General features: G+C 71.0%; 17 protein-coding genes. 5 read left to right on the top strand and 12 right to left on the bottom strand.

Annotation, left to right across the window (positions count from 1 at the left end; translation table 11 throughout):
- Nucleotide 1 precedes the first annotated feature (1 nt).
- From wecB to ABZ919_RS18545, 8 genes are all read right to left on the bottom strand, one after another.
- Nucleotides 2–1,117, bottom strand: coding sequence for a UDP-N-acetylglucosamine 2-epimerase (non-hydrolyzing) (wecB, locus tag ABZ919_RS18580; RefSeq protein WP_361248629.1), 1,116 nt, complete (start codon nt 1,115–1,117; stop codon nt 2–4).
- Nucleotides 1,118–1,120: 3 nt separating this feature from the next.
- On the bottom strand, nt 1,121–2,380 hold the full coding sequence (locus tag ABZ919_RS18575; protein ID WP_361248628.1) for a nucleotide sugar dehydrogenase: 1,260 nt from the start codon (nt 2,378–2,380) through the stop codon (nt 1,121–1,123).
- Entirely contained in the window at nt 2,380–3,150 is a 771-nt protein-coding gene (locus tag ABZ919_RS18570; protein WP_361248626.1) for a WecB/TagA/CpsF family glycosyltransferase, read from the bottom strand. Before ABZ919_RS18570 ends, ABZ919_RS18575 begins: the two co-directional genes overlap by 1 nt.
- Nucleotides 3,147–4,319, bottom strand: a complete 1,173-nt coding sequence (locus ABZ919_RS18565; RefSeq protein WP_361248625.1) for a hypothetical protein — start codon at nt 4,317–4,319, stop codon at nt 3,147–3,149. Before ABZ919_RS18565 ends, ABZ919_RS18570 begins: the two co-directional genes overlap by 4 nt.
- A 265-nt stretch (nt 4,320–4,584) precedes the next feature.
- A complete protein-coding gene (locus ABZ919_RS18560) occupies nt 4,585–5,184 on the bottom strand; it encodes an acyltransferase (protein ID WP_361248623.1) in 600 nt (199 codons plus the stop codon).
- A complete protein-coding gene (gene rfbD, locus ABZ919_RS18555) occupies nt 5,181–6,074 on the bottom strand; it encodes a dTDP-4-dehydrorhamnose reductase (protein ID WP_361248621.1) in 894 nt (297 codons plus the stop codon). Before rfbD ends, ABZ919_RS18560 begins: the two co-directional genes overlap by 4 nt.
- Nucleotides 6,071–7,060 carry a dTDP-glucose 4,6-dehydratase gene (rfbB, locus tag ABZ919_RS18550; RefSeq protein WP_361248619.1) on the bottom strand — a complete coding sequence of 330 codons (990 nt, stop codon included), beginning with the start codon at nt 7,058–7,060 and terminating at the stop codon, nt 6,071–6,073. Before rfbB ends, rfbD begins: the two co-directional genes overlap by 4 nt.
- The gene (locus ABZ919_RS18545) at nt 7,057–8,124 is read right to left on the bottom strand and encodes a glucose-1-phosphate thymidylyltransferase (protein WP_361248618.1); all 1,068 of its coding nucleotides are present in this window, start codon (nt 8,122–8,124) and stop codon (nt 7,057–7,059) included. The genes rfbB and ABZ919_RS18545 overlap by 4 nt, the downstream gene beginning before the upstream one ends.
- A 224-nt stretch (nt 8,125–8,348) precedes the next feature.
- On the opposite strand from ABZ919_RS18545, the gene ABZ919_RS18540 reads away from it, so the two are divergent.
- Nucleotides 8,349–10,745 (top strand): glycoside hydrolase family 65 protein, encoded by a 2,397-nt coding sequence (locus ABZ919_RS18540; protein WP_361248616.1) that lies wholly within the window; start codon nt 8,349–8,351, stop codon nt 10,743–10,745.
- Nucleotides 10,746–10,849: 104 nt separating this feature from the next.
- A complete protein-coding gene (locus ABZ919_RS18535; protein WP_361248614.1) occupies nt 10,850–11,437 on the top strand; it encodes a pyridoxamine 5'-phosphate oxidase family protein in 588 nt (195 codons plus the stop codon).
- On the opposite strand, the gene ABZ919_RS18530 is transcribed toward ABZ919_RS18535, so the two are convergent.
- From ABZ919_RS18530 to ABZ919_RS18515, 4 genes are all read right to left on the bottom strand, one after another.
- Nucleotides 11,425–12,021 carry a TetR/AcrR family transcriptional regulator gene (locus ABZ919_RS18530; RefSeq protein ID WP_361248612.1) on the bottom strand — a complete coding sequence of 199 codons (597 nt, stop codon included), beginning with the start codon at nt 12,019–12,021 and terminating at the stop codon, nt 11,425–11,427. The two genes, ABZ919_RS18535 and ABZ919_RS18530, sit on opposite strands and share 13 nt — an antisense overlap.
- A 116-nt stretch (nt 12,022–12,137) precedes the next feature.
- Complete coding sequence (locus ABZ919_RS18525) at nt 12,138–13,322, bottom strand: cytochrome P450 (RefSeq protein WP_361248611.1); 1,185 nt, start codon at nt 13,320–13,322, stop codon at nt 12,138–12,140.
- 31 nt (nt 13,323–13,353) lie between these two features.
- On the bottom strand, nt 13,354–14,709 hold the full coding sequence (locus ABZ919_RS18520) for an FAD-dependent oxidoreductase (protein WP_361248609.1): 1,356 nt from the start codon (nt 14,707–14,709) through the stop codon (nt 13,354–13,356).
- Nucleotides 14,699–14,908 (bottom strand): ferredoxin, encoded by a 210-nt coding sequence (locus tag ABZ919_RS18515; RefSeq protein WP_361248607.1) that lies wholly within the window; start codon nt 14,906–14,908, stop codon nt 14,699–14,701. The genes ABZ919_RS18520 and ABZ919_RS18515 overlap by 11 nt, the downstream gene beginning before the upstream one ends.
- Before the next feature lie 319 nt (nt 14,909–15,227).
- Here ABZ919_RS18515 and ABZ919_RS18510 point away from each other — a divergent pair, with 319 nt between their 5' ends.
- The 3 genes from ABZ919_RS18510 (at nt 15,228) to ABZ919_RS18500 (ending at nt 20,523) form a co-directional block, all read left to right on the top strand.
- Nucleotides 15,228–17,891 (top strand): SpoIIE family protein phosphatase, encoded by a 2,664-nt coding sequence (locus ABZ919_RS18510; RefSeq protein ID WP_361248771.1) that lies wholly within the window; start codon nt 15,228–15,230, stop codon nt 17,889–17,891.
- Nucleotides 17,892–18,081: 190 nt separating this feature from the next.
- Complete coding sequence (locus ABZ919_RS18505; protein ID WP_361248606.1) at nt 18,082–19,221, top strand: extracellular solute-binding protein; 1,140 nt, start codon at nt 18,082–18,084, stop codon at nt 19,219–19,221.
- 348 nt (nt 19,222–19,569) lie between these two features.
- Nucleotides 19,570–20,523, top strand: a complete 954-nt coding sequence (locus ABZ919_RS18500) for a zinc-binding dehydrogenase (protein ID WP_361248605.1) — start codon at nt 19,570–19,572, stop codon at nt 20,521–20,523.
- The last annotated feature ends 57 nt before the right edge of the window (nt 20,524–20,580 follow it).

Raw genomic sequence — 20,580 nt, 5'->3', positions numbered from 1 at the left:
ATCATACGGGGGACGTCCGCTCGGTGGGCCTCGGCCGGGTGCCGGCGGTGCCTCCCCCCAGCAGCACCCCGGCGATGCGGTCGCTCGCGCGACCGTCCCACAGGTCGGGCCGGCGCGGCGCGGGCGGCTCGTCCAGCACCCGGTTCACGACGGACACGATCCGGGCAGGATCCCGCCCGGCGAGCACATTGGTGCCCTGTTCCACGGTGATGGGCCGTTCGGTGTTGTCGCGCAGGGTCACGCACGGCACGCCGAGCGCGGTGGTCTCCTCCTGGATGCCCCCGGAATCGGTCAGCACGAGGCGGGCGGAGTCCTGCAGGGCGATGAAGTCCAGGTATCCGGCGGGCGGCACGAGCCGGATGCCCGCGGGCACGCCGGTACCGTCCAGCCGTCCCGCCGCACGCGGGTGCACGGGCAGCAGGAGCGGGCAGCGCCCGGCTGTCTCGCCCAGTGCCTTCAGAAGCCCGGCGAGGACCTCTGGGTCGTCCACGTTGGCCGGGCGGTGCAGGGTGACCAGACCGTACTCGCCTCTGGTCAGGCCGTATCGGTCGAGGACGTCCGAGGCCCTGGCCCGTTCCAGGTTGGCCAGCAGCGTGTCGATCATGACGTTGCCGACGAGGTGGATCTGGTCCTCCCGGTACCCTTCCGCGCGCAGGTTCTCGACGGCGTCGGGCGAGGGAGCCAGCAGGTAGTCGCTGACGCGGTCGGCGACGACGCGGTTGACCTCCTCCGGCATGCTCCAGTCGCGGCTGCGCAGGCCGGCCTCGACGTGGGCCAGCAGCGGTCCGGCCTTGGCCGTGACCAGGGCGCAGGCCAGAGTGGAGTTGATGTCGCCGACCACGACCACGACGTCCGGGGACATCTCGTCGAGGAGGGGCTCGAACGCGGTCATCACGCGGCCGGTCTGCTCGGCGTGCGTGCCGGATCCGACCCCGAGGAAGCGGTCGGGCGGCCGGATGCCGAGGTCGGCGAAGAACACGTCGTTCATGGCCGGGTCGTAGTGCTGCCCGGTGTGGACGAGGACCACCTCGGCGCCCCGGCGCTCCAGGGCGTCCATCACCGGTTTGATCTTCATGTAGTTGGGGCGCGCCCCGGCGACGCAGACGATGCGCGGCATGGCTCAGAGCACCTCGATCGTGGGTCCGGACGGCAGCCGTCGACGGCAGTCGAGTACGAACGGGGCGTGCTCGGCGACGAGGTCGTAGTCGAAGCCGTCGTGGTCGGTGAGCAGCACCACCACGTCGGCGTCCGCCAGCTCCTGCGGCGTCGGCTCCACCCGCACCAGCCGGGCGTCCACGGGAAGGCTCTCGACGACGTGCGGGTCCGCCGCCTTGACCTGGGCGCCCATGTCGAGCAGCAGTTGGGAGATGCGCAGGGCGGGCGACTCGCGGGCGTCGCCGGTGTTCTTCTTGTACGCCAGGCCGAGCAGCAGGACGCGCGAGCCGTTCACGGACCGGCGTCTTTCGTTGAACAGGTCGCTGATGCGGCGCGCCACGTACTCGGGCATGTGGTTGTTGATGTCGTTGGCCAGTTCGACGAAGCGGAAGCTCTGTCCGAGTTCGCGCTGGACCCGCCAGGACAGGTACGAGGGGTCGATCGGCAGGCAGTGGCCGCCGACGCCCGGGCCGGGTGTGAACCTCATGAAGCCGAACGGCTTGCTGGAGGCGGCGTCGATGGCCTGCCACACGTCGATGTCCAGATGGTGGGCGAACATCGCGATCTCGTTGACCAGCGCGATGTTCACATGGCGGAAGGTGTTCTCCAGCAGTTTGGCGAGTTCGGCCTCCTTGGGCGAGCTCACCGGCACGGTGGTGTCCACGAGTTGCCCGTAGAAGTCCTGGACGGCCTCGAGCGAGGCGGTGTCGACGCCGGAGACGACCTTCGGTGTCTCCTTGAAGCCCCACACGGTGTTTCCCGGGTCGATCCGCTCGGGGCTGTACCCGAGGTGGAAGTCGGAGCCCGCGGTCAGTCCCGAGCCGTCCTCCAGGATCGGGGCGAACAGCTCCTGGGTGGTGCCGGGGTAGGTGGTCGACTCCAGGACGACCGTGGCCCCGGGACGCAGATAGCGGGCGAGGGTGACCGCCGACTCCTTGATGTAGCGCAGGTCGGGAGTGCCCTCATGCAGCGGGGTCGGGACGGTCACCACGGCGACGTCGAAACCGCCGCAGTCGCGGGCCGATTCGCTCGGGCGGTAGGTGCCTGCGTCCAGGGCCGCGCGGATCCGCTCGCAGGAGACGTCCTCGACGAAGGACTCACCGGCGGCCAGGCTCTTGATCCGCCGGGAGTCGACGTCGTAGCCGATCACCTCGTGGCCGACCTCGGCGGCCCGGATGGCCAGCGGCAGGCCGACGTATCCCTGTCCGACCACGACGACGCGCATCAGTGACTCCTGTTCGCGGAAGCGGGCGACGGGGTGAGGCGGACGAACTCCCGCGCCGTCATGAGAAGGAAGGCGCCATTGGTGGTGAGATAGCGTCTGCCCAGGCGGCGCGGCTCCTGCAGGGCGCGGTAGAGCCACTCGAGTCCCCACCGCTGCCAGGACTCGGGGGCCCGCTTGGTGACCCCCGCCAGGATGTCGAAGGAGCCGCCGACGCCGTGCACGACGCGGGCGCCGGTGCGGGCGCCGTGGGCGGCGGTGAAGATCTCCTTCTTCGGCGAGGTCATGCCGAGGAACAGCATCTGGGCGCCGCTGCGGGCGATCGCGTCCGCGACGGCCGCCTGCTGGGAGTCGTCGAAGTAGCCGTTGCGGCTGCCGGCCACCTTCAGGTCGGGGAAGCGGTCGGCCACCCGGCGCAGCATCCGCTCCAGGACCTCCTGCCTCGCACCGAGGAAGTACACCGACATGCCTGCCGATTCGGCCTCGGCCAGCAGCCGCATGAACAGGTCGATTCCGGCCACCCGCTCCGGCAGCGGCGCGCGCAGCACGCGGCCGGCCCAGACCACGGCCTGTCCGTCGGCCAGGACGAGATCACAACCGGCCACGGCCCTGGCGAGCCGGTCGTCCCGCCGCATGTTCACCAGCTTCGCGGCGTTGACCACCCCGATCTCGAGCTGTCGGCCGTCCCGCACCGCGGCCAGGCAGCGCTGCACGGTCTCGTCCATGGTCAGCGGGTCCAGCTCGACCCCGAACAGGGTCCGACGCTCGCTCATATCCGGCCCCCCTGCCAGGCATGAAGCATCCAGCCGAATTCGTACGGCCGGCATTCGCGGTCCACGAAGACGGGGCGGTACAACCGGTCCAGGGACCTCAACCGCAGGTTCGGAGCGACCCGGGTGCCGAGTCCCCGGGCGGCGCGTACGGCCTTCTTCGGGTCGCCCCGGTAGACCTTGCGCCAGGTGACACCGAGCCCGTCGAGGATCAACGGTTCCCGGTGCTGCGGGCGTTCGGCCAGTTCGGGCACGTCCGTCATCCAGCGCAGGCCCTTGCGGATCGCCGCGCCGAAGTCGGTGCCGCCGGCATCGGCGAGATCGAACAGGGCGGTCGGCGCCATCGCGTGCTGGTGGACGCTGTAGACCGGGTAACCCTCCACCACACCGCCGGTGCGCGCGTCGTAGTGCCACCACCACTGCCCGCCGTCGCCCTGCAGCTCACAGATGCGCGCCGCGCACGCCTCGGCCGCGGCCAGCGCCTGCGGATCGCCGCCTCCGCCGGCACCGGCGTGCGCGCGGGCCAGAGCCTGCAGCGGGTACGTCTGGTCGGCGAAACAGCTCACGTGTGCCCGGTACCACGGGACCAGGCCGGGCCCGGTCGCGTGCGGGAACAGCGGGCTGTCCCCGATCCGGGCCCGCAGCAGACGGTCGCGAGCTGCGGTGAAACGTCTCTCCACATCGACCGTGTCGCGAGCCGCCGCGAGCGCGGACAGCACCCAGGCCGCCTCGACGGTGTACTGCGGCCGGCCGTCCTCGTCCAGGGCGTCCACCCGCGCGACGGCGTCGGACAGTTTGGGGTGCCCGGTCTCGGCGGCGGCCCACGCGATGAGCGCGGCGTCACCGAGGTTGGTCACCGCGGGCAGTGACTCGATCAGCAGTCCCGTGAACTCCTCGGCGGTACGGCCGCCGAGCACCGCTCGCTGGCGTTCCTCGGGCAGGAACCGGACCCCCAGCGCGGTGATGGCCGCGTACCGGGTGCTGGTCCCGCGGCGCTCCAGGGCCCAGGAGCCGTCGGGCGCCTGCCGTCCGGCCATGGTGAAGGCGAAGGCCTCACCGCCGGGGAGCAGCATCGACGGAAGTCCCGACTCGGCGACTGCGAGCAGTCGGTGGGCGAGGGCGAGCAGCGCCGGCTCCTCACGCCCGAGCGCCGTCAGACGTGTGATGGTCATCGTTCGGACACACCGACCCCCCTGTGGGTCCTCATGTGCGCAGGCTTGTGTTCGCCGCGGCCGGACGGCCGGGCGGCGGAAAGGCAAGGCCGGTGTCAGGCGTCGGAGCGGATGCCGCTCCTCGCTTCAGGCACAACTGTCCCCACCCGTAACCCCCCCCTGGGCACTACTGGTACGTGCGCTCATTGTGCTCGGACTGCACACTTCGCACACATGTTATGCCGGTAGATGTTCGAGCATTTGCGTTTCGCGGGAAACCGAAGTATCAGGCCTGTTCGACGAGTTGACCGTCCTTCTCGTCGAACAGCGTGCCTGTCTCGGGGCACTTCCATCCACCCGGCTCGCCTTCACGTTCGACCAGGCGGACGCCGGCCCGGCCGACCCAGCCGATCCGGCGCGCCGGAACGCCCGCCATGAGCGCGAAGTCCGGCACGTCCCGGGTCACCACGGCACCCGCCGCGATCAACGCCCAGCGGCCGATGCGCACCGGTGCCACGCACACCGAACGGGCTCCCAGCGACGCCCCTTCGGCCACCACCACCGCCACGGCCTCCCAGTCGCCGGCGCGCTTGAGCCGGCCCTGCGGGTCCACCGAACGGGGGGAGTGGTCGTTGGTGAGCACCGCCGCCGGACCGACGAAGACGCCGTCACCGAGCACCGCCGGTTCGTAGACCAGCGCGTAGTTCTGGAGCTTCACGTTGTCCCCGATCCGCACGCCCGGGCCGACGTACGCTCCCCGGCCCACGATGCACCCGCTGCCCAGCCGGGCGTCTTCCCGTATCTGCGCCAGATCCCAGACGGTCGTTCCGTCACCGACCGCGGCCGTCTCGTCGACCTGGGCGGTCGGCTGAATCCTCGAGCTCACCTGGCTGAACCTTTCTTCTCTTCGAGCAGAGCCGGAAGTGCCTCCCGCAGCGCCTCGCGCCAGGGGCGGATCGGTTCGATCCCCGCCCGGCGCCAGCCGGCGTGTCCCAGAACGCTGTACGCCGGGCGGGGAGCCGGCCGCGGGAAGGAGGCGCTGCTCGTCGGCCGGACGCGTCCGGGGTCCGCGCCGAGCAGCCGGAAGACCTCCCGGGCCAGTCCGAACCAGGTCGTGTCCCCGCCGCTGGTGCCGTGGTACACCCCGGCGGGCGCGCCACCGGTGAGGGCGGCCCGCCCGAGCCGTACCAGCCGGTCCGCCAGGTCCACCGTCCAGGTGGGCTGTCCGCGCTGGTCGTCGACCACGTCGACGGTGTCCCTGACCGACTCCAGACCGATCATCGTGTCGACGAAATTGCCTCCGCCCGCCCCGTACAGCCAGGCCGTGCGCAGGACGTACCCCGCCTCGGGCAGCGCAGCCAGTACGGCCCGTTCGCCCGCCAGCTTGGTACGGCCGTACGCGCTGCGCGGTGCCGTCGCGGCGTCCTCGGCGCAGGGGCCGGTGGCGTCGCCCGCGAACACGTAGTCCGTCGACACCTGGATCAGCCGGGCCCCCGTCCTCACGCACGCCTCGGCGAGGTGCCGGGGCCCGTCGCCGTTGACCCGCAGGGCGTCCGCCTCGCGTGCCTCCGCGTCGTCGACGGCCGTCCAGGCGGCGCAGTTGACCACGACCCGGGGCCGGTGTGCGTCGACCGCGTCGTGCACCATCGCGGCGTCCGTGATGTCGAGACTGCCACGGTCCAGGCCTGTGGCGGTCTCGCCGTCCCGGCGAAGCCGCGCCAGGACGTCCTGCCCGAGCATTCCGGCGGCGCCGGTGATCAGCCAAGTGGTGGTCACAGCGCCGCGCGCTCCCTGAGCGGCTCCCACCAGGCTCGGTTCTCGCGGTACCAGGTGACCGTCTCCGCAAGGCCGGTGGCGAAGTCCTTGCGAGGCTCGTAGCCCAGCTCCGCACGCGACTTGCCGCAATCCACCGAGTAGCGGCGGTCGTGGCCCTTGCGGTCGGCGACGAACTCGACGCCGGTGTCCCAGTCGGCGCCGCACGCATCCAGCAGCAGGGCGGTCAGCTCCTTGTTGGACAGCTCGGTGCCGCCGCCGATGTTGTAGACCTCACCGGCCCGCCCCTTGGTGCGCACCAACTCGATGCCCTGGACGTGGTCGTCGATGTGCAGCCAGTCGCGGACGTTGCCGCCGTCGCCGTACAGCGGGACCTTCCTGCCGTCCAGCAGGTTCGTGATGAACAGCGGGATGACCTTCTCGGGGAACTGGTGGTGCCCGTAGTTGTTGGAGCAGCGGGTCACCCGCACGTCGAGCCCGTGGGTGCGGTGGTGTGCCAGGGCGATCAGGTCGCTGGACGCCTTGGAGGCGGCGTACGGGGAGTTGGGGCGCAGCGGGTCCGTCTCCGGCCAGGAGCCGGAGTCGATGGAGCCGTACACCTCGTCGGTGGAGATGTGCACGAACGTCTTCGGTCTTCGGTGCCGCAGTGCCGCGTCCAGCAGAGTCTGGGTGCCGAGGACGTTGGTGCGGATGAACTCGGTGGTGCTCAGGATCGAGCGGTCGACGTGCGACTCGGCGGCGAAGTGGACCACTTGGTCGTGGTCGGCGAGGAGTTCGCCGACCAGTGCGGCGTCACAGACGTCTCCCTTGACGAAGGCGAATCCCGGATGGTCGCTCACCTCGTCGAGGTTGGCCGGGTTGCCCGCGTAGGTGAGGCTGTCCAGCACCGTGACCGCCAGACCACCCGGGCCGGCCGGACCGAGCAGCGTACGGACGTAGTGCGAGCCGATGAAGCCGGCACCGCCGGTCACCAGGATTCTGGTCGTCATGACGAGATCTGCACCTTGCTGTGGTCGCCGAGAACGAAACGGTGGGCGGCGGGCTTGCGGGCCGCGGGAGTGACTTCGACATTGCGGCCGATGAGGGACGCCTCCACTCGACGGACGCCGCTCACCGAGGAGTCGCGCAGCACGATCGAGTACTCGATCTCACTGTCCTCGATCCGGCAGTCGTCGGATATCGAGGTGAAGGGGCCGACGTACGAATCGGTGATCACGGTGTTGGCGCCCACGGTCACCGGACCCACGATCCGGCTGCCGGTCACTTTCGCCCCGCGCTCGATGCGGACGCGGCCGATGATCTCGCTGTCGTCGTCGACCGTGCCGTCGATCCGGCGCTCCAGCGTCTCCAGCACCGAGCGGTTGACCTCGAGCATGTCGGTGACGTTCCCGGTGTCCTTCCAGTACCCGGAGATCGTCGAGCTGCGCACGTCGCGTCCGGCGTCGATCAGCCACTGGATGGCGTGGGTGATCTCCAACTCACCGCGCCACGACGGCCGTACGGCGCGCACGGCCTCATGGACCTCCGGCGAGAACAGGTACACGCCCACCAGCGCCAGCTCGCTCTTGGGATGCGTGGGCTTCTCCTCCAGTCCGATCACCTGGCCCGCAGCGTCCAGTTCGGCCACACCGAACGCGGTCGGGTTCGGCACCTTCGTCAAGAGGATCTGTGCCGCCGGCCGCTCGGTGCGGAAGGCGTCCACCAGACCGGTGATGCCGCCGACGACGAAGTTGTCGCCGAGGTACATCACGAAGTCGTCCTCGCCGAGGAAATCACGGGCGATCAGCACCGCATGGGCGAGCCCCAGCGGTGCCGCCTGCGGGATGTAGGTGACCTCGACGCCGAACGCGGAGCCGTCGCCGACCGCCTCCCGGATCTCCCCGGCGGTGTCCCCGACGACGATCCCCACCTGGGTGATGCCCGCCTCGGCGATCGCCTCCAGACCGTAGAACAGCACCGGTTTGTTCGCGACCGGTACAAGTTGCTTCGCCGATGTATGCGTGATGGGGCGCAATCGGGTACCTGAGCCACCGGACAACAAGAGGGCCTTCATGCTTCTCACCCTAAGCACGCCGCACTCGGTGACGGGGGGATTCCGCGTACCACAGGGCCCGTCCGGAACGGGCGGGGCACACCACACGGGATCTCACGCCGTGGTGCGCGCGGGTGGCTTCCGGCGTGCCGGAGCCCGATCTGACACGCCTCCGGCCGCGCGGCTCCTAGCCTCGGCGGCATGCTGGGGCGTCGTGCCGGCCTGGCCGGACCTCTGGAGTCGCCGTGATCACTCATCCAAGCTTCACGGTCGAGCCCTGGAGCCTGCGCGAGACCGAGCTGAACCTGGACGTGCTCGCCCAGAGCGAGTCGGTGTTCGCCCTGTCCAACGGGCACATCGGCTGGCGCGGGAACCTCGACGAGGGGGAGCCGCACGGACTGCCCGGTGCGTACCTCAACGGCGTCCACGAACGGCATCCGCTGCCGTACGCCGAAGCCGGCTACGGCTACCCCGAGTCCGGCCAGACGTTGATCAACATCACCGACGGCAAGATCATCCGGCTGCTGGTCGACGACCATCCGTGCGATCTGCGCTACGGCCGGCTGCTCGCACACGAGCGGGTGCTGGACTTCCGGTCCGGTGTGCTCAGCCGCAGCGCGCGGTGGATGTCGCCGGGCGGCCGCACGGTGCGGATCACCTCGCGCCGGCTGGTGTCCTTCACCCAGCGGGCGGTGGCCGCGGTGGTGTACGAGGTGGAGCCGGTCGACGGGCCGGCCGCCGTGGCCGTCCAGTCCGAGCTCGTCGCCAACGAACAACTGCCCAGCTACCAGGGTGACCCGCGCGTCGCCGCGGCGATCGAGTCGCCGCTGGTGCCCGAGGAGCACTTCGCCCAGGAGACCCGGCTGCGGCTCGTGCACTGCACCGGAACCAGCCGGCTACGGGTGGCCGCGGCGGCCGACCATCTCGTGTACGGGCCGCAGGGCACGAGCTGGTCGGCGCAGAGCGAGCCCGACGTCAGCCGGCTGACGGTGACCGCGGACCTCGTGCCCGGACAGCCGCTGCGGCTGGTGAAGTTCGTGGCGTACGGCTGGTCGGGGGAGCGTTCGCTGCCGGCCGTGCACGATCAGGTCGACGGGGCGGTGGCGGCCGCCCTCAGCACCGGCTGGGACGGGCTGGTGGCCGCCCAGCGGGAGTATCTGCACCGCTTCTGGGCCTGCGCGGACGTCGAGGTGGAGGGTGACGCCCAGATCCAGCAGGCGGTGCGGTTCGCACTCTTCCATGTGCTGCAGGCCGCGGCCCGCGGCGAGGACCGGGCGATCCCCGCCAAGGGGCTGACCGGCACCGGCTACGACGGGCACTGCTTCTGGGACACCGAGTCCTATGTGCTGCCCCTGCTGACGTACACCGCGCCGGAGACCGTCGCGTCGGCGCTGAGGTCGCGGCACCGGATGCTGCCGGCGGCGCGGGAACGCGCCCGGCAACTGGGTCTCGCGGGTGCGGCGTTCCCCTGGCGGACCATCGACGGCGCCGAATGCTCCGCCTACTGGCCCGCCGGTACGGCCGCCTTCCACGTCAACGCCGACATCGCCCTGGCCGCCGCGCGGTACGTCATGGCGACGGGGGACGAGGACTTCGAGCGCGGTGAGGGGCTCGACCTCCTCGTGGACACCGCCCGCCTGTGGCGCTCCCTCGGACACCACGACCCGGAGGGTGTCTTCCACATCGACGGGGTCACCGGACCGGACGAGTACAGCGCCGTAGCCCGTGACAATCTGTACACCAACCTGATGGCCCGGCAGAACCTGCTGACGGCCGCGGACATGGCCACGCGGCATCCGGAACGGGCCGAGGAACTCGGTGTCGACGAGGAGGAGGCCGCGGGGTGGCGGGACGCCGCGGCCCGCATGGCGGTGCCGTACAACGCGTCCTTGGGCGTGCACGAACAGTCGGCCGGTTTCACGACCTTCCAGCACTGGGACTTCGAGGCGACACCGCCGGAGAACTACCCGCTGCTGCTGCACTACCCCTACTTCGACCTGTATCGCAAGCAGGTGGTGAAGCAGGCCGACCTCGTGATGGCGATCGTGGAGTGCCCGCACCTGTTCTCCGCCGAGGAGAAGGCACGCAACTTCGCCTACTACGAAGCGCTGACCGTCCGGGACTCCTCCCTGTCGGCCTGCTTCCAGGCGGTGCTCGCCGCCGAGACCGGACACCTGCGGCTGGCCTACGCCTATCTGAGTGAGGCCGCGCTCATGGACCTGGACGACCTGGAGCACAACACCCGCGACGGGCTGCACATCGCCTCCCTCGCCGGCACGTGGATCGCTCTGGTCACGGGCTTCGGGGGCATGCGCCGGTACTTCGGCGTGGCGGGCGAGCCCGATCGGCTGTCCTTCTCACCACGTCTGCCCGAGGCGCTGTCCCGGGTGGCCTTCACGGTGCTGGTACGCGGCCGCAGACTGAAGGTGGACGTGGGCCCGTCCCATGCCCGTTACACCCTGGGGGAAGGCGAACCGCTGACCGTGCTGCACCACGGCGATCCGATCGACCTGACCACCGACGCCCCGGTGGACCGGCCGATTCCCCCCGCGCCGAACCGTCCGGAGCCCCAGCAGCCGCCGGGCCGCCGTCCGGTGGGCCTGCCCACAGGGGAGGAGCACCGGACAGCGGTCGAGGATTAGCCCGGAGGACCGGACGGGCGCCACCGACGGCTCGGCCGCACTCGCCGCGCAGCGCTCGACGGCCGGCGTCTTCCGTCCCGGACGAGAAGAGGAAGGTGACGCGCATGCCCGCACGGCAACCCCGTACGGAGCTCGACGCCCGCTACAGCTCGGCACTCACTGCGCGACCGGGGTCCCGGGAGGTCACTGCCACCGAGTGGGCACAGGCCGAGCGGCAGCTGGAGGCCGCCGAGATCTTCTGGCTGTCCACCGTCCGGCCCGACGGCCGGCTGCACATCACGCCGGTGATCGCCGCATGGCACGACGGCGTGCTGTACTTCTCCACCGGGCCCGCGGAACAGAAGGCCAAGAACCTGGCGCACGACGCGCACTGCGCGCTGACCACGGGGCGCAACTCGCTCACCGAGGGGCTCGACCTCGTGGTCGAGGGCATGGCGCGGCGGGTGACGGATCCGGCGGCGCTGGAGCAGGTCATCGCCGCCTACGAGGCGCAGTACGGGTGGCACATCACTTCGCCCGAAGGCACCTTTCACGGCATCGGGGACGCCTTCCGCGCAGGCGAGGCGGTGGTCTTCGCGGTGGCGCCGGCGACGGCGTACGGCTTCGGCAGGGACGCAGGGGTGTACAGCCACACGCGCTGGGCCTTTGCACCGCCGGGACAGACGGGACGCAGCGGCCCTCAGGACGACTGAGGTCGCTGCAGTCCCCGAAGGAGCAGTTCGATCAGCCGGCGGGGGTCGTAGCGGTCGTCGCCGTCCCGCCCGATGCAGAGGTTGCCGATGCCGCGCATCAGTTCATAGGGCTGCGTACCGGGCCTGGTTTCGCCGGCCTCGACCGCGGCGTCGAGCAGCTGCGCGCAGACCGGCTCCAGGCGGTCGATGAAGTAGGTGTGCAGTGCGGCGAAGCCGCTGTTGTCCGATTGCAGCGCGTTGGCGAGTCCGTGCTTCGTCACCAGGAAGTCGACGAAGAGGTCGATCCACTGGCGCAGTGCTGCGAACGGGGAGTCGGTACTGGCCAGCAGGCTCGGACCGGCCTCGGCGCAGGCCTCGACCTGGTGGCGGTAGACGGCGACGACGAGATCCGACCGCGTCGGGAAGTGGCGGTAGATGGTGCCCATCCCGACGCCCGCCCGGGCCGCGATCTCCCGGATCGGCGCGTCGACGCCGGAGGCGACGAACACCTCGGTCGCGGCGGCCAGCAGCGTCTGCTGATTGCGCTGCGCGTCGGCCCGCTTGTTTCGGGCCGGCACCTCCCCGGACTGGCCTGAAGCGGGCACCGCACTCTCCTTCCGGCAGCCATGGAAAGCGGGACGCTGTTCCCAGGAGCAATCGGAGCAATGCTCCGCTTGTCACCTTAACCGAGACCGTCCCCGCCCGTGGCCGCGACGCAGCCTCACAGCTGGACGGGCAGGTGGCGGGGGCCGCGAAGCATCGCGTTCTGGCGGTACGGAGGTGGATCCTCCACCAGGTTCGCGGTGTCGAGATGGGGGAGCAGGGCGCCGAGCGCGGCCTCTGCCTCCAGACGGGCGAGGGGCGCGCCGTAGCAGAGGTGGATGCCGCTGCCGAAGCCGAAGTGCTGGTTGTCGGGGCGGGTGGGGTCGAACCGGTCGGGCTCGTGGAACCGATTGGGGTCGCGGCTGCCCGAGGCGAGGACCAGGATGACGGAGGCGCCCCGGGGGATGGTGGTGCCGGCGACCTCGATGTCGGCGTGGGGGATGCGTTCGCGCATGTGGACCGGGGGCTCGTAGCGCAGCAGCTCCTCCACCGCGCGCGGCATCAGCTCCGGTTGGCGGCGCAGCAGGTCCTGCTGTTCGGGATGGCGCAGCAGGGTCAGGACGCCGTTGGTGATGAGGTTGACCGTGGTCTCGTGTCCGGCGATGAGGAGGAGCACGGCGGTCTCGGCGAGTTCCTCCTGGGTGAGCCGGAGGGCCGGGTCGGGCTCGTTGACGAAGGCGGAGAGCATGTCGTCGGTCGGGTTGCCGCGGCGCTGTTCGGCGAGGTTCACCAGGTACCCGCCCATTTCCATGCGAGCCTGGTCGCCCGCCTTGCCGGCCTCCGTGGTGTCCTCGCCGGCCCGGACGTCGGCGGCCGTGACGAGGGCCGTGGACCAGGCGCTGAAGAGCGGCTCGTCCTCGCGGGGAACGCCGAGCAGGCGGCAGATCACGGTGACGGGCAGCGGATAGGCGAAGTCGTCGACGACGTCGATCCGCCGCCCGGCCTCGAAGGAGGCCGTCAGCGTCTTGGTGATCCGGTCGATCTCGCCGCGCATGCTGTCGACGCGGTGCGGGCTGTGCGGGGGCCCGAAGGGCCGCATGGCCAGCGTGCGCAGCCTGTGGTGCTCGGGGTCGTCCAGCCGCAGGAAGGGCGGCTTGTGGGGCACTTCGCTGCGGGTGCGGGGGTCGGCACTCATCCGTGGGTCGTGGAGCAGCGCGGCGATGTGGTGGTAGGTGCCGATCAGGTAGCTGCCGTCGGCCTGCTGCACCACAGGTCCTGCCTGGCGGAGTTCCTCGTAGAGCGGGTAGGGGTTCGGTCGGCTGGCGTGGTCGGTGATCCGTGCCAGCAGGGTCGCGGAGTCCATCGTGGCTCCTCGTAGGGGGCTGGGGCGTGGGCTACACCACCGTGAGTCGGCGGTCCGGTAGATACCCGGTGAGCGCGACGGTCGGGCCGTGGGACAGCACCGAGGGATCCGGTACGTCGGACGGGATCGGGACGTCGGCCACGATCGCCCGGTCGGCCGCGCCGGGCGGGGGCGGGAACGGAGCGGCCGTCTCGATCAGGTGCCGGTAGTAGTCGAGCGACTTGGCCATGTCGACGGTGACGGCGGCGGTGACGCGGCCCCGGTAGCCGTAGACCATCGCGAGACGGCGCGCCTCCAGGGAGCCCTGGGCGATGACGACGTGGTCGGAGTAGGTGGGCACGCCCACCGACTTGATGTTGAGTCCGAACTGGGTCGACCAGAAGACCGGGACGGCCAGGTGCGGGCGCTGCAGCGGCCCCGGGCTCACCATGTTGTGGGCCGCCACCCCGGCCTGCTCGACCGCGTTGCCCCAGTGTTCCAGGGAGAGCATCTGGTAGCCGAAGAGCGGATGGGGGAACCGGGAGACGTCGCCGGCCACGAAGACGTCGTCGGTGACGATCCCGTACATGTTGAACGCCCGGCACCCGGCGTCGCAGGCGATCCCGCGCGGGCCCGCCGCAAGGCCGGAGTCGGCCAGCCACTCCACGTTGCGGACCGCTCCCAGGGCCACGACGCACACGTCCGCCTCGACGCGGCTGCCGTCGGACAGCTCCGCACCGGTGAAGCTGCCGTTGCCGGTCAGGGCGGTGACCGTCACACCGGTGCGCAGGTCCACGCCGTGGTTGCGCTGCATGACGGCGGCGAGCTTCGACAGAGTGCCGCCCAGCGCACCCACGAGGGGGGCGGGGCCGCGTTCGGCGACCGTGACGTCCAGTTCCCGTTCCCGGCAGGCCGAGGCGATCTCGGAGCCGGTGAAGCCGCCGCCGATCACCAGTACCCGCTCCGGCCCGGCTGCCAGCCGTTCGGCCAGTCCCGCGGCGTCCTCGCTCGTGCGCAGGGTGAACACCCCGTCCAGGGCGGCCTGCTCGGCGTGGGGCCAGGGGCGCGCCCGGGTTCCGGTGGCGATCAGCAGCCGGTCGTACGGCAGCGACTCGCCGTCGGCCAGCAGCACCCGTTTGGCCAGCAGGTCCACACCGGTGGCGGGGACGCCCAGCCGCCACTCGGCCTCGGGGTCGCGGCGCATGGGCAGCTCGGTGGTGTCCGCCGTCGCCTGCCCGAGCAGCACCTGCTTGGACAGGGGCGGCCGGTCGTACGGCGCACGGGGCTCGTCGCCGACCACGGTCAGTGAGCCGGTGAAGCCCTCCTCGCGCAGTGCCTCCGCTGCCCTGAGCCCCGCCAGCGACGCGCCGACGATGACGATACGGCCGTCCGTGAGGTCATCGGGCACCGGTGCTCACCGCCTCCCCGAGGAGGATCGCCTGTACCGGGCACGCCGCGGCGGCCTGGCGTACGCGGTCGACCTGGTCGTCGGGCACGGCCGTGGCATAGAGCAGCCCCTCCTCGCCGTGCAGCTCGAACACCTCCGGCGCGAGGAACACGCACTGGGCGTAGCCCTGACAGCGCGTGAGGTCGACAACGGTCCGCATGGTCACCACTTCCTCCGTGGTCCACCCCCCTCGGTTCCAGCATGGGCGGACACCCGGAGGCTCGCACGGCGACCGCCGGGGGACGCCGTATGCGACCGGACCGGCCGGTCCGGTCGCATAGTGGTTGACCGCCGAGAAACGATAGAAAGGGAATATGCGTGAAGCTTCGGGTCAAACCGGGAGCGATGTGCCTCATGTGTCCAGGACGACGCATCGGCCCGATCAGCCCCGCCAGGAGGAACCAGAGCGGCGGCCGGGCTCGCTGCTGAGCGTGCACAGCCTCGCCGGTCAGGTCTTCCTGCTGCAGCTGGCGGTCGTGATGCTGCTCGTCGCCGCCACCCTGGTGGCGCTCGTGGTCCAGGCTCGACGCGACGTCATGGCGGACGCCCGGGGGCGGACGCTCGCCACGGCCCAGACGTTCGCGAACGCCCCGGGGACCGTGGCGGCGCTGAAGAGCGCGCACCCGAGCGCGATGCTGCAGCCGCACGCCGAGGCGGCCCGGAAGGCCGCGGGCGTCAACGCCATCATCGTGTACGGGCTGAACGGGGTCACCCTCACCCACAGCGACCCGCAGCAGATCGGGAAACACGTCATCGGGCCCTACGCGCAGGCGGCGGCCGGCAAACCGTTCACGAGTACCTTCAAAGGGTCCCTGGGGCTCTCCGTGGTGTCGGCGGTTCCCGTCAAGGCTCCTGACGGCTCGGTCGTCGGCATCGTCTCCGTGCCCGTCACGGTCGAGACCGTGCAGCACAGGGTGAACCAGCAGCTGCCGGTGCTGTTCGGCGGGGCCGCAGCGGCCCTCGTCGTCGCGGCCGGCGGGTCAGGACTGGTCAGCCAGCGTTTGCGGCGCCAGACGCACGGCCTCGGGCCGACCGAGATGACCCGTATGTACGAGCACCACGACGCGGTGCTGCACGCGGTGCGGGAGGGAGTGCTGATCGTCGGCGGTGACGGCCGGCTGCTGCTGGCCAACGACGAGGCACGGCGGCTGCTGGACCTGCCGGCGGACGCGGAGCGGCGACACGTCACCGATCTGGGTCTGGAGGACGACCTCGCCCGAATGCTGGCCTCCGACCGCCCGGCCACCGACGAGGTGTACCTGGCGGCCGACCGGCTGCTCGCGGTCAACAAGCGGCTCACCGCACCCCACGGAGGGGTCGGCAGCGTGGTGACGCTGCGGGACACCACCGAGCTCCGGGCCCTCACCGGCCGGGCCGACGTGGCGCGGGAACGGTTGAGGCTGCTCTATGACGCGGGCATGCGGATCGGCACCACGCTGGACGTGATGCGCACGGCCGGGGAACTGGCCGAGGTGGCGGTGCCCCGGTTCGCCGACATCACCACCGTCGAACTGCTGGAGCCGGTCCTGCACGGTGAGGAGTCCCCCGGCACGGCAGCCCTGAGCAGCGAGCTGCGCCGCAGCGCCGTCGTCGGTCCGGACGCGGACCTCCTCCACCCCGTCGGCCAGCTGATCCGGTTCGTCCCGTCACACCCCGTCGCCGTGGCGATGGCCGAGGACCGACCGGTCCTGGTCGGGGAACTGAGCGCCTCCGACGGCTGGCGGGCCCAGCACCCGGAGCGGGCCCGGCGGGTCCTCGACCAGGGCATCCACTCCCTGCTCGTGGTTCCGTTGCGAGCCCGCGGCGTGGTGCTGGGAGTGGTGGAATTCTGGCGTGCGAAGGGCTCCCCGCCGTTCGAGGAGGAGGACGCTTCGTTCGCCGAGGAGCTGGCCGCCCGGGCGGCGGTGTCCATCGACAACGCCCGCCGCTACACCCGCGAACACACCATGGCCGTCACCCTGCAGCACAGCCTGCTGCCACGCGGGCTGCCCGAGCAGTCTGCGCTCGACGTGGCCTACCGCTACCTGCCGGCCCAGGCCGGGGTGGGCGGCGACTGGTTCGACGTCATCCCGCTGTCCGGCACCCGGGTGGCCCTGGTCGTGGGCGATGTCGTCGGTCATGGTCTGCACGCCGCGGCGACCATGGGCCGGCTGCGCACCGCCGTGCACAACTTCGCCGGCCTGGACATGCCCGTCGATGAGCTGCTGGGCCGGCTGGACGAGCTGGTGGCCCAGATCGACGCCGAGGAGGCCGACGTCGCCGAGGACGGGCAGGGCATGATCACCGGGGCCACCTGTCAGTACGCCGTCTACGACCCCACCTCCGGACAGCTGGCTCTCGCCACCGCCGGTCACCCGGGGCCGGCGGTGGTCCGGCCCGACGGGACCGTGGACTTCCCCCGGCTGGCCGTCTCCCCGCCCCTGGGGCTCGGTGCCGGCCTGCCCGTCGAGACCGCCGTGCTCACGGTGCCCGAGGGTTCCCGGCTGGTGCTCTACACCGACGGCCTGATCGAGGACCGCACCCGGGACCTGGACGCCGGCCTCGCGGCCCTGCGCGATGCCCTGTCAGGACCGGAGCGCACGCCGGAGGCCACGTGCGTGGCGGTGATGGACGCCATGCTGTCCGACCGGCCCAGGGACGACATCGCGCTGCTGGTGGCCCGCACGCGCCGGCTCGGGCCGGCACAGGTCGCCGAGTGGGACGTACCCCAGGATCCGGCGGCGGTGGGCCCGGTGCGCACCGCCTGTGCCCGCCGGCTGACGGAGTGGGGTCTGGAAGAGGTGGTCTTCACCGCCGAACTCATCCTCAGCGAACTGATCACCAACGCCGTCCGCTACGGCGCCGAACCCATCGGCGTCCGGCTGCTGCGCACGGTGCCGAGCAGCGGCCCCGCCGCGGGCACCCTGATCTTCGAGGTCTCCGACGGCAGCAGCACCTCGCCCCGGCTGCGCCGCGCGAAGGCCACCGACGAGGGTGGCCGCGGACTGTTCCTGGTCGCCCGGTTCGCCGAACGCTGGGGTACCCGCTACACCCCCACCGGCAAGGTCATCTGGGCGGAGCAGTCCCTCCACCACGGCGCCGCACCGGAGACGGAGGGACTGGACGAGATCCTGCTCGGCGAGTGGGACGACACGGAACTGTGAGGGGAGCGTGTACGGCGCATTCCCCCACGGCCGGCCCACCGCACCCGTCCCGCCGACGCCCGGCCCGCGACAGCTGCGCGGACGCCACGACCGGCCCCGGTGCGCCTGGCATTCCTCGGTCGCCCGACGCACCCTGTAACCAGCACACGTCCTCCGGTGACAACCTCGTCCCCCACGCCCTGGAGCACTCGTGACCCCACCCCGTGCCCGAGCAACGGCCGTGCTCGGCTGCCTCGCTCTCGTGGCACTGGGTCTGAGCGCGTGCGAGCACCCACCGGCCGCCGGACCGCAGAAGCCGTCGCTGGCCACCTCCGCCGAGAACGCGGGCGGCATGCGCGCGCTGATCGCCGCAGCGAAAAAGGAGGGCAGGCTCACGGCGATCGCGCTGCCGCGTGACTGGGCCAACTACGGCGGCCTGATCGACGGCTTCCAGAAGAAGTACGGGATCAAGGTCACGGTCGAGACTCCGCTGGGCCACAGCGAGGACGAGATCGACGCCATCCGCAAGCGGGGGCACCGGCCGACCGCCCCCGACGTGATCGACGTGGGCGACACGTTCGCGCGCAGCGCGGCGTCGCAGGGTCTGCTCGCGCCGTACGAGGTGGCTCCTCACGACTCGATCCCCGGCAACCAGAAGGATCCGAAGGCCCGTTGGTTCAACAACTACGGGGGTTACATCTCCATCGGCTGCGACGCCAACAGGGTCAAGCCCTGTCCGGAGACCTTCGCCGACCTGCTCAAGCCCGCCTACCGGGGGAAGGTCGCGCTCGAAGGCGACCCGCGCCGGTCCGCCACCGCCTTCGACAGCGTCTACGCGGCCGCGCTGGCGAACAACGGGTCCTTCTCGAACGTCCAGCCCGGTCTGGACTTCTTCGCCGAGCTCAAGGACAAGGGCAACTTCAACCCCCTGTACTCCGACTTGGCGACGGTCGAGGACGGCCGTACCCCCATCAGCATCAACTGGGACTACATCAACCTCCACTACGCCGACCAGCTGCGCGGCAGAGGGGTGAACTGGCAGGTCGCGATCCCCTTCGACGGCAGCTTCGCCCAGTACTTCGCGCTGGCGATCAACAAGAACGCCCCGCACCCGGCGGCTGCCCGTCTGTGGCAGGAGTACCTGTTCAGCCCAGAGGGCCAGAACCTGCGGCTGCTCGGCTACGCCCGCCCGGTGCTCATGGACGCCATGAGGCAGGACGGCACCCTGGACAAGGCCGCCGCCGCGCGGCTGCCCACGGTCGAAGGAACGCCGCAGTTCCCCACGGACGCGCAACTAGAGAAGGCGCGGGAGACGGTGGTCAAGGGCTGGGCGAAGGCGGTACAGGGCTGACCGGCATCCCGGCCCCGCTCCCGGTGCCGGCCCTGCCGGCACCGGGGCTACGAGTCGCCCTCCTCCCCCGTGTTGCCGGCCGTCCCGTCAGATCCCCCGTCCGGGACGTGCGCGGCAATAAAGGAGGGCGGCATCACTATGTCTCTTCGAATGGGCGAATGCAACTCCGGAATTCACATTCTCATGTCCCGAGAAGTTCGAGGTTGAACTTTCTCGTGAACTGAGAAAAGGCGGGCACTTTCTCGGCTCATGAGAAATGTGTATGAGGCAGCATTCCCGGGTCGGAAACGGTGCGTGGATGCCCTAGCCTGTCGGCGTACGCATCCGGCCCGCGTCGACAGGAGTACCGTGCGCGCCATTGTCATGAGGGAATTCGGCGGCCCCGAGGTTCTGCGCCTGGAAGAGGTTCCCGACCCCGAGCCCGGGCGCGGCCAAATCCCACTGGACGTGCGGCTTGCGGGCGTTAATTACGCAGATGTCCACGTTCGTGGAAATACCTACCTGGCGCCGGTCGAACTGCCCTGTGTCCCCGGCAACGAGGTGGTGGGCACCACACCGGACGGCCGGCGCGTCGTGGCGCTGACGCAGGGCGGCGGCTACGCGGAGAAGGTCGCCGTGCACCGCAGACTGCACTGGGAGATCCCGGACGAGATCACCGACGAACAGGCGGTGCCCCTGGCGCTGCAGGGCAACAGCGCGTACCACCTGCTCTTCACGGTCGCCCGGATCGCCGAGGGGGAGACGGTCGTCATCCCCGCCGCGGCCGGAGGTGTGGGTTCGCTGGCCGTCCAGCTGGCCACGCGGGCGGGCGCCCGCGTCGTGGCTCTGGCCGGTACGGCGGAGAAGCGCCGGCTCGCCATGGAACTCGGGGCGGTGGCGGCCGTCGACTCCTCCGACGAGGACGGTCTTGCCGAGCGGATCCTGGACGCGGCGGGAGGACCGGTTCAGGCCGCGCTGGAAATGACCGGCGGCAAGACGCTGCGGCAGACCCTCGACGTGCTGGCCCCGCGCGGCCGGCTCGCTGTGTACGGCTTCGCCGGCGGAGAGCCGGCCGACGTCCCCGTGCACACGCTGCTCCAGAAGTCCGTCACCGCCGCGGGGTTCTGGCTCCCGCACCTGTACGCCGACCGGACGCTCCCGCTGACGGCGTCCATGAGGCAGCTCTTCGACGCCGTCGGCAACGGCACGCTCAAGATCGTCAGCGGCGGTACCTTCCCGCTGGCCGATGCGGCCAAGGCGCACACCCTGCTCAACAACCGTTCCGGCATGGGCAAGTTCAGTCTCGATACAGTCGAACACTAATCTTGGTGCCCGGAACGTACGCGGTGGCGCCAGCACCGGTACGCCCGCGTTCCCCAA

The organism is Streptomyces sp. NPDC046759 (assembly GCF_040645475.1).
In the GTDB taxonomy this organism is placed as follows: Bacteria; Actinomycetota; Actinomycetes; order Streptomycetales; family Streptomycetaceae; genus Streptomyces.
Note: the sequence above shows the minus strand (reverse complement) of the source record. Positions and strands in the feature narration are given on the sequence as shown.

Bases quoted from the DNA above. Each gene is read 5' to 3' on its own strand.
- wecB (WP_361248629.1), bottom strand. From the start codon at position 1,117: ATGCCGCGCATCGTCTGCGTCGCCGGGGCGCGCCCCAACTACATGAAG.
- ABZ919_RS18575 (WP_361248628.1), bottom strand. From the start codon at position 2,380: ATGCGCGTCGTCGTGGTCGGACAGGGATACGTCGGCCTGCCGCTGGCC.
- ABZ919_RS18570 (WP_361248626.1), bottom strand. From the start codon at position 3,150: ATGAGCGAGCGTCGGACCCTGTTCGGGGTCGAGCTGGACCCGCTGACC.
- ABZ919_RS18565 (WP_361248625.1), bottom strand. From the start codon at position 4,319: ATGACCATCACACGTCTGACGGCGCTCGGGCGTGAGGAGCCGGCGCTG.
- rfbB (WP_361248619.1), bottom strand. From the start codon at position 7,060: ATGACGACCAGAATCCTGGTGACCGGCGGTGCCGGCTTCATCGGCTCG.
- ABZ919_RS18545 (WP_361248618.1), bottom strand. From the start codon at position 8,124: ATGAAGGCCCTCTTGTTGTCCGGTGGCTCAGGTACCCGATTGCGCCCC.
- ABZ919_RS18535 (WP_361248614.1), top strand. From the start codon at position 10,850: ATGCCCGCACGGCAACCCCGTACGGAGCTCGACGCCCGCTACAGCTCG.
- ABZ919_RS18525 (WP_361248611.1), bottom strand. From the start codon at position 13,322: ATGGACTCCGCGACCCTGCTGGCACGGATCACCGACCACGCCAGCCGA.
- ABZ919_RS18515 (WP_361248607.1), bottom strand. From the start codon at position 14,908: ATGCGGACCGTTGTCGACCTCACGCGCTGTCAGGGCTACGCCCAGTGC.
- ABZ919_RS18510 (WP_361248771.1), top strand. From the start codon at position 15,228: ATGCTGCTCGTCGCCGCCACCCTGGTGGCGCTCGTGGTCCAGGCTCGA.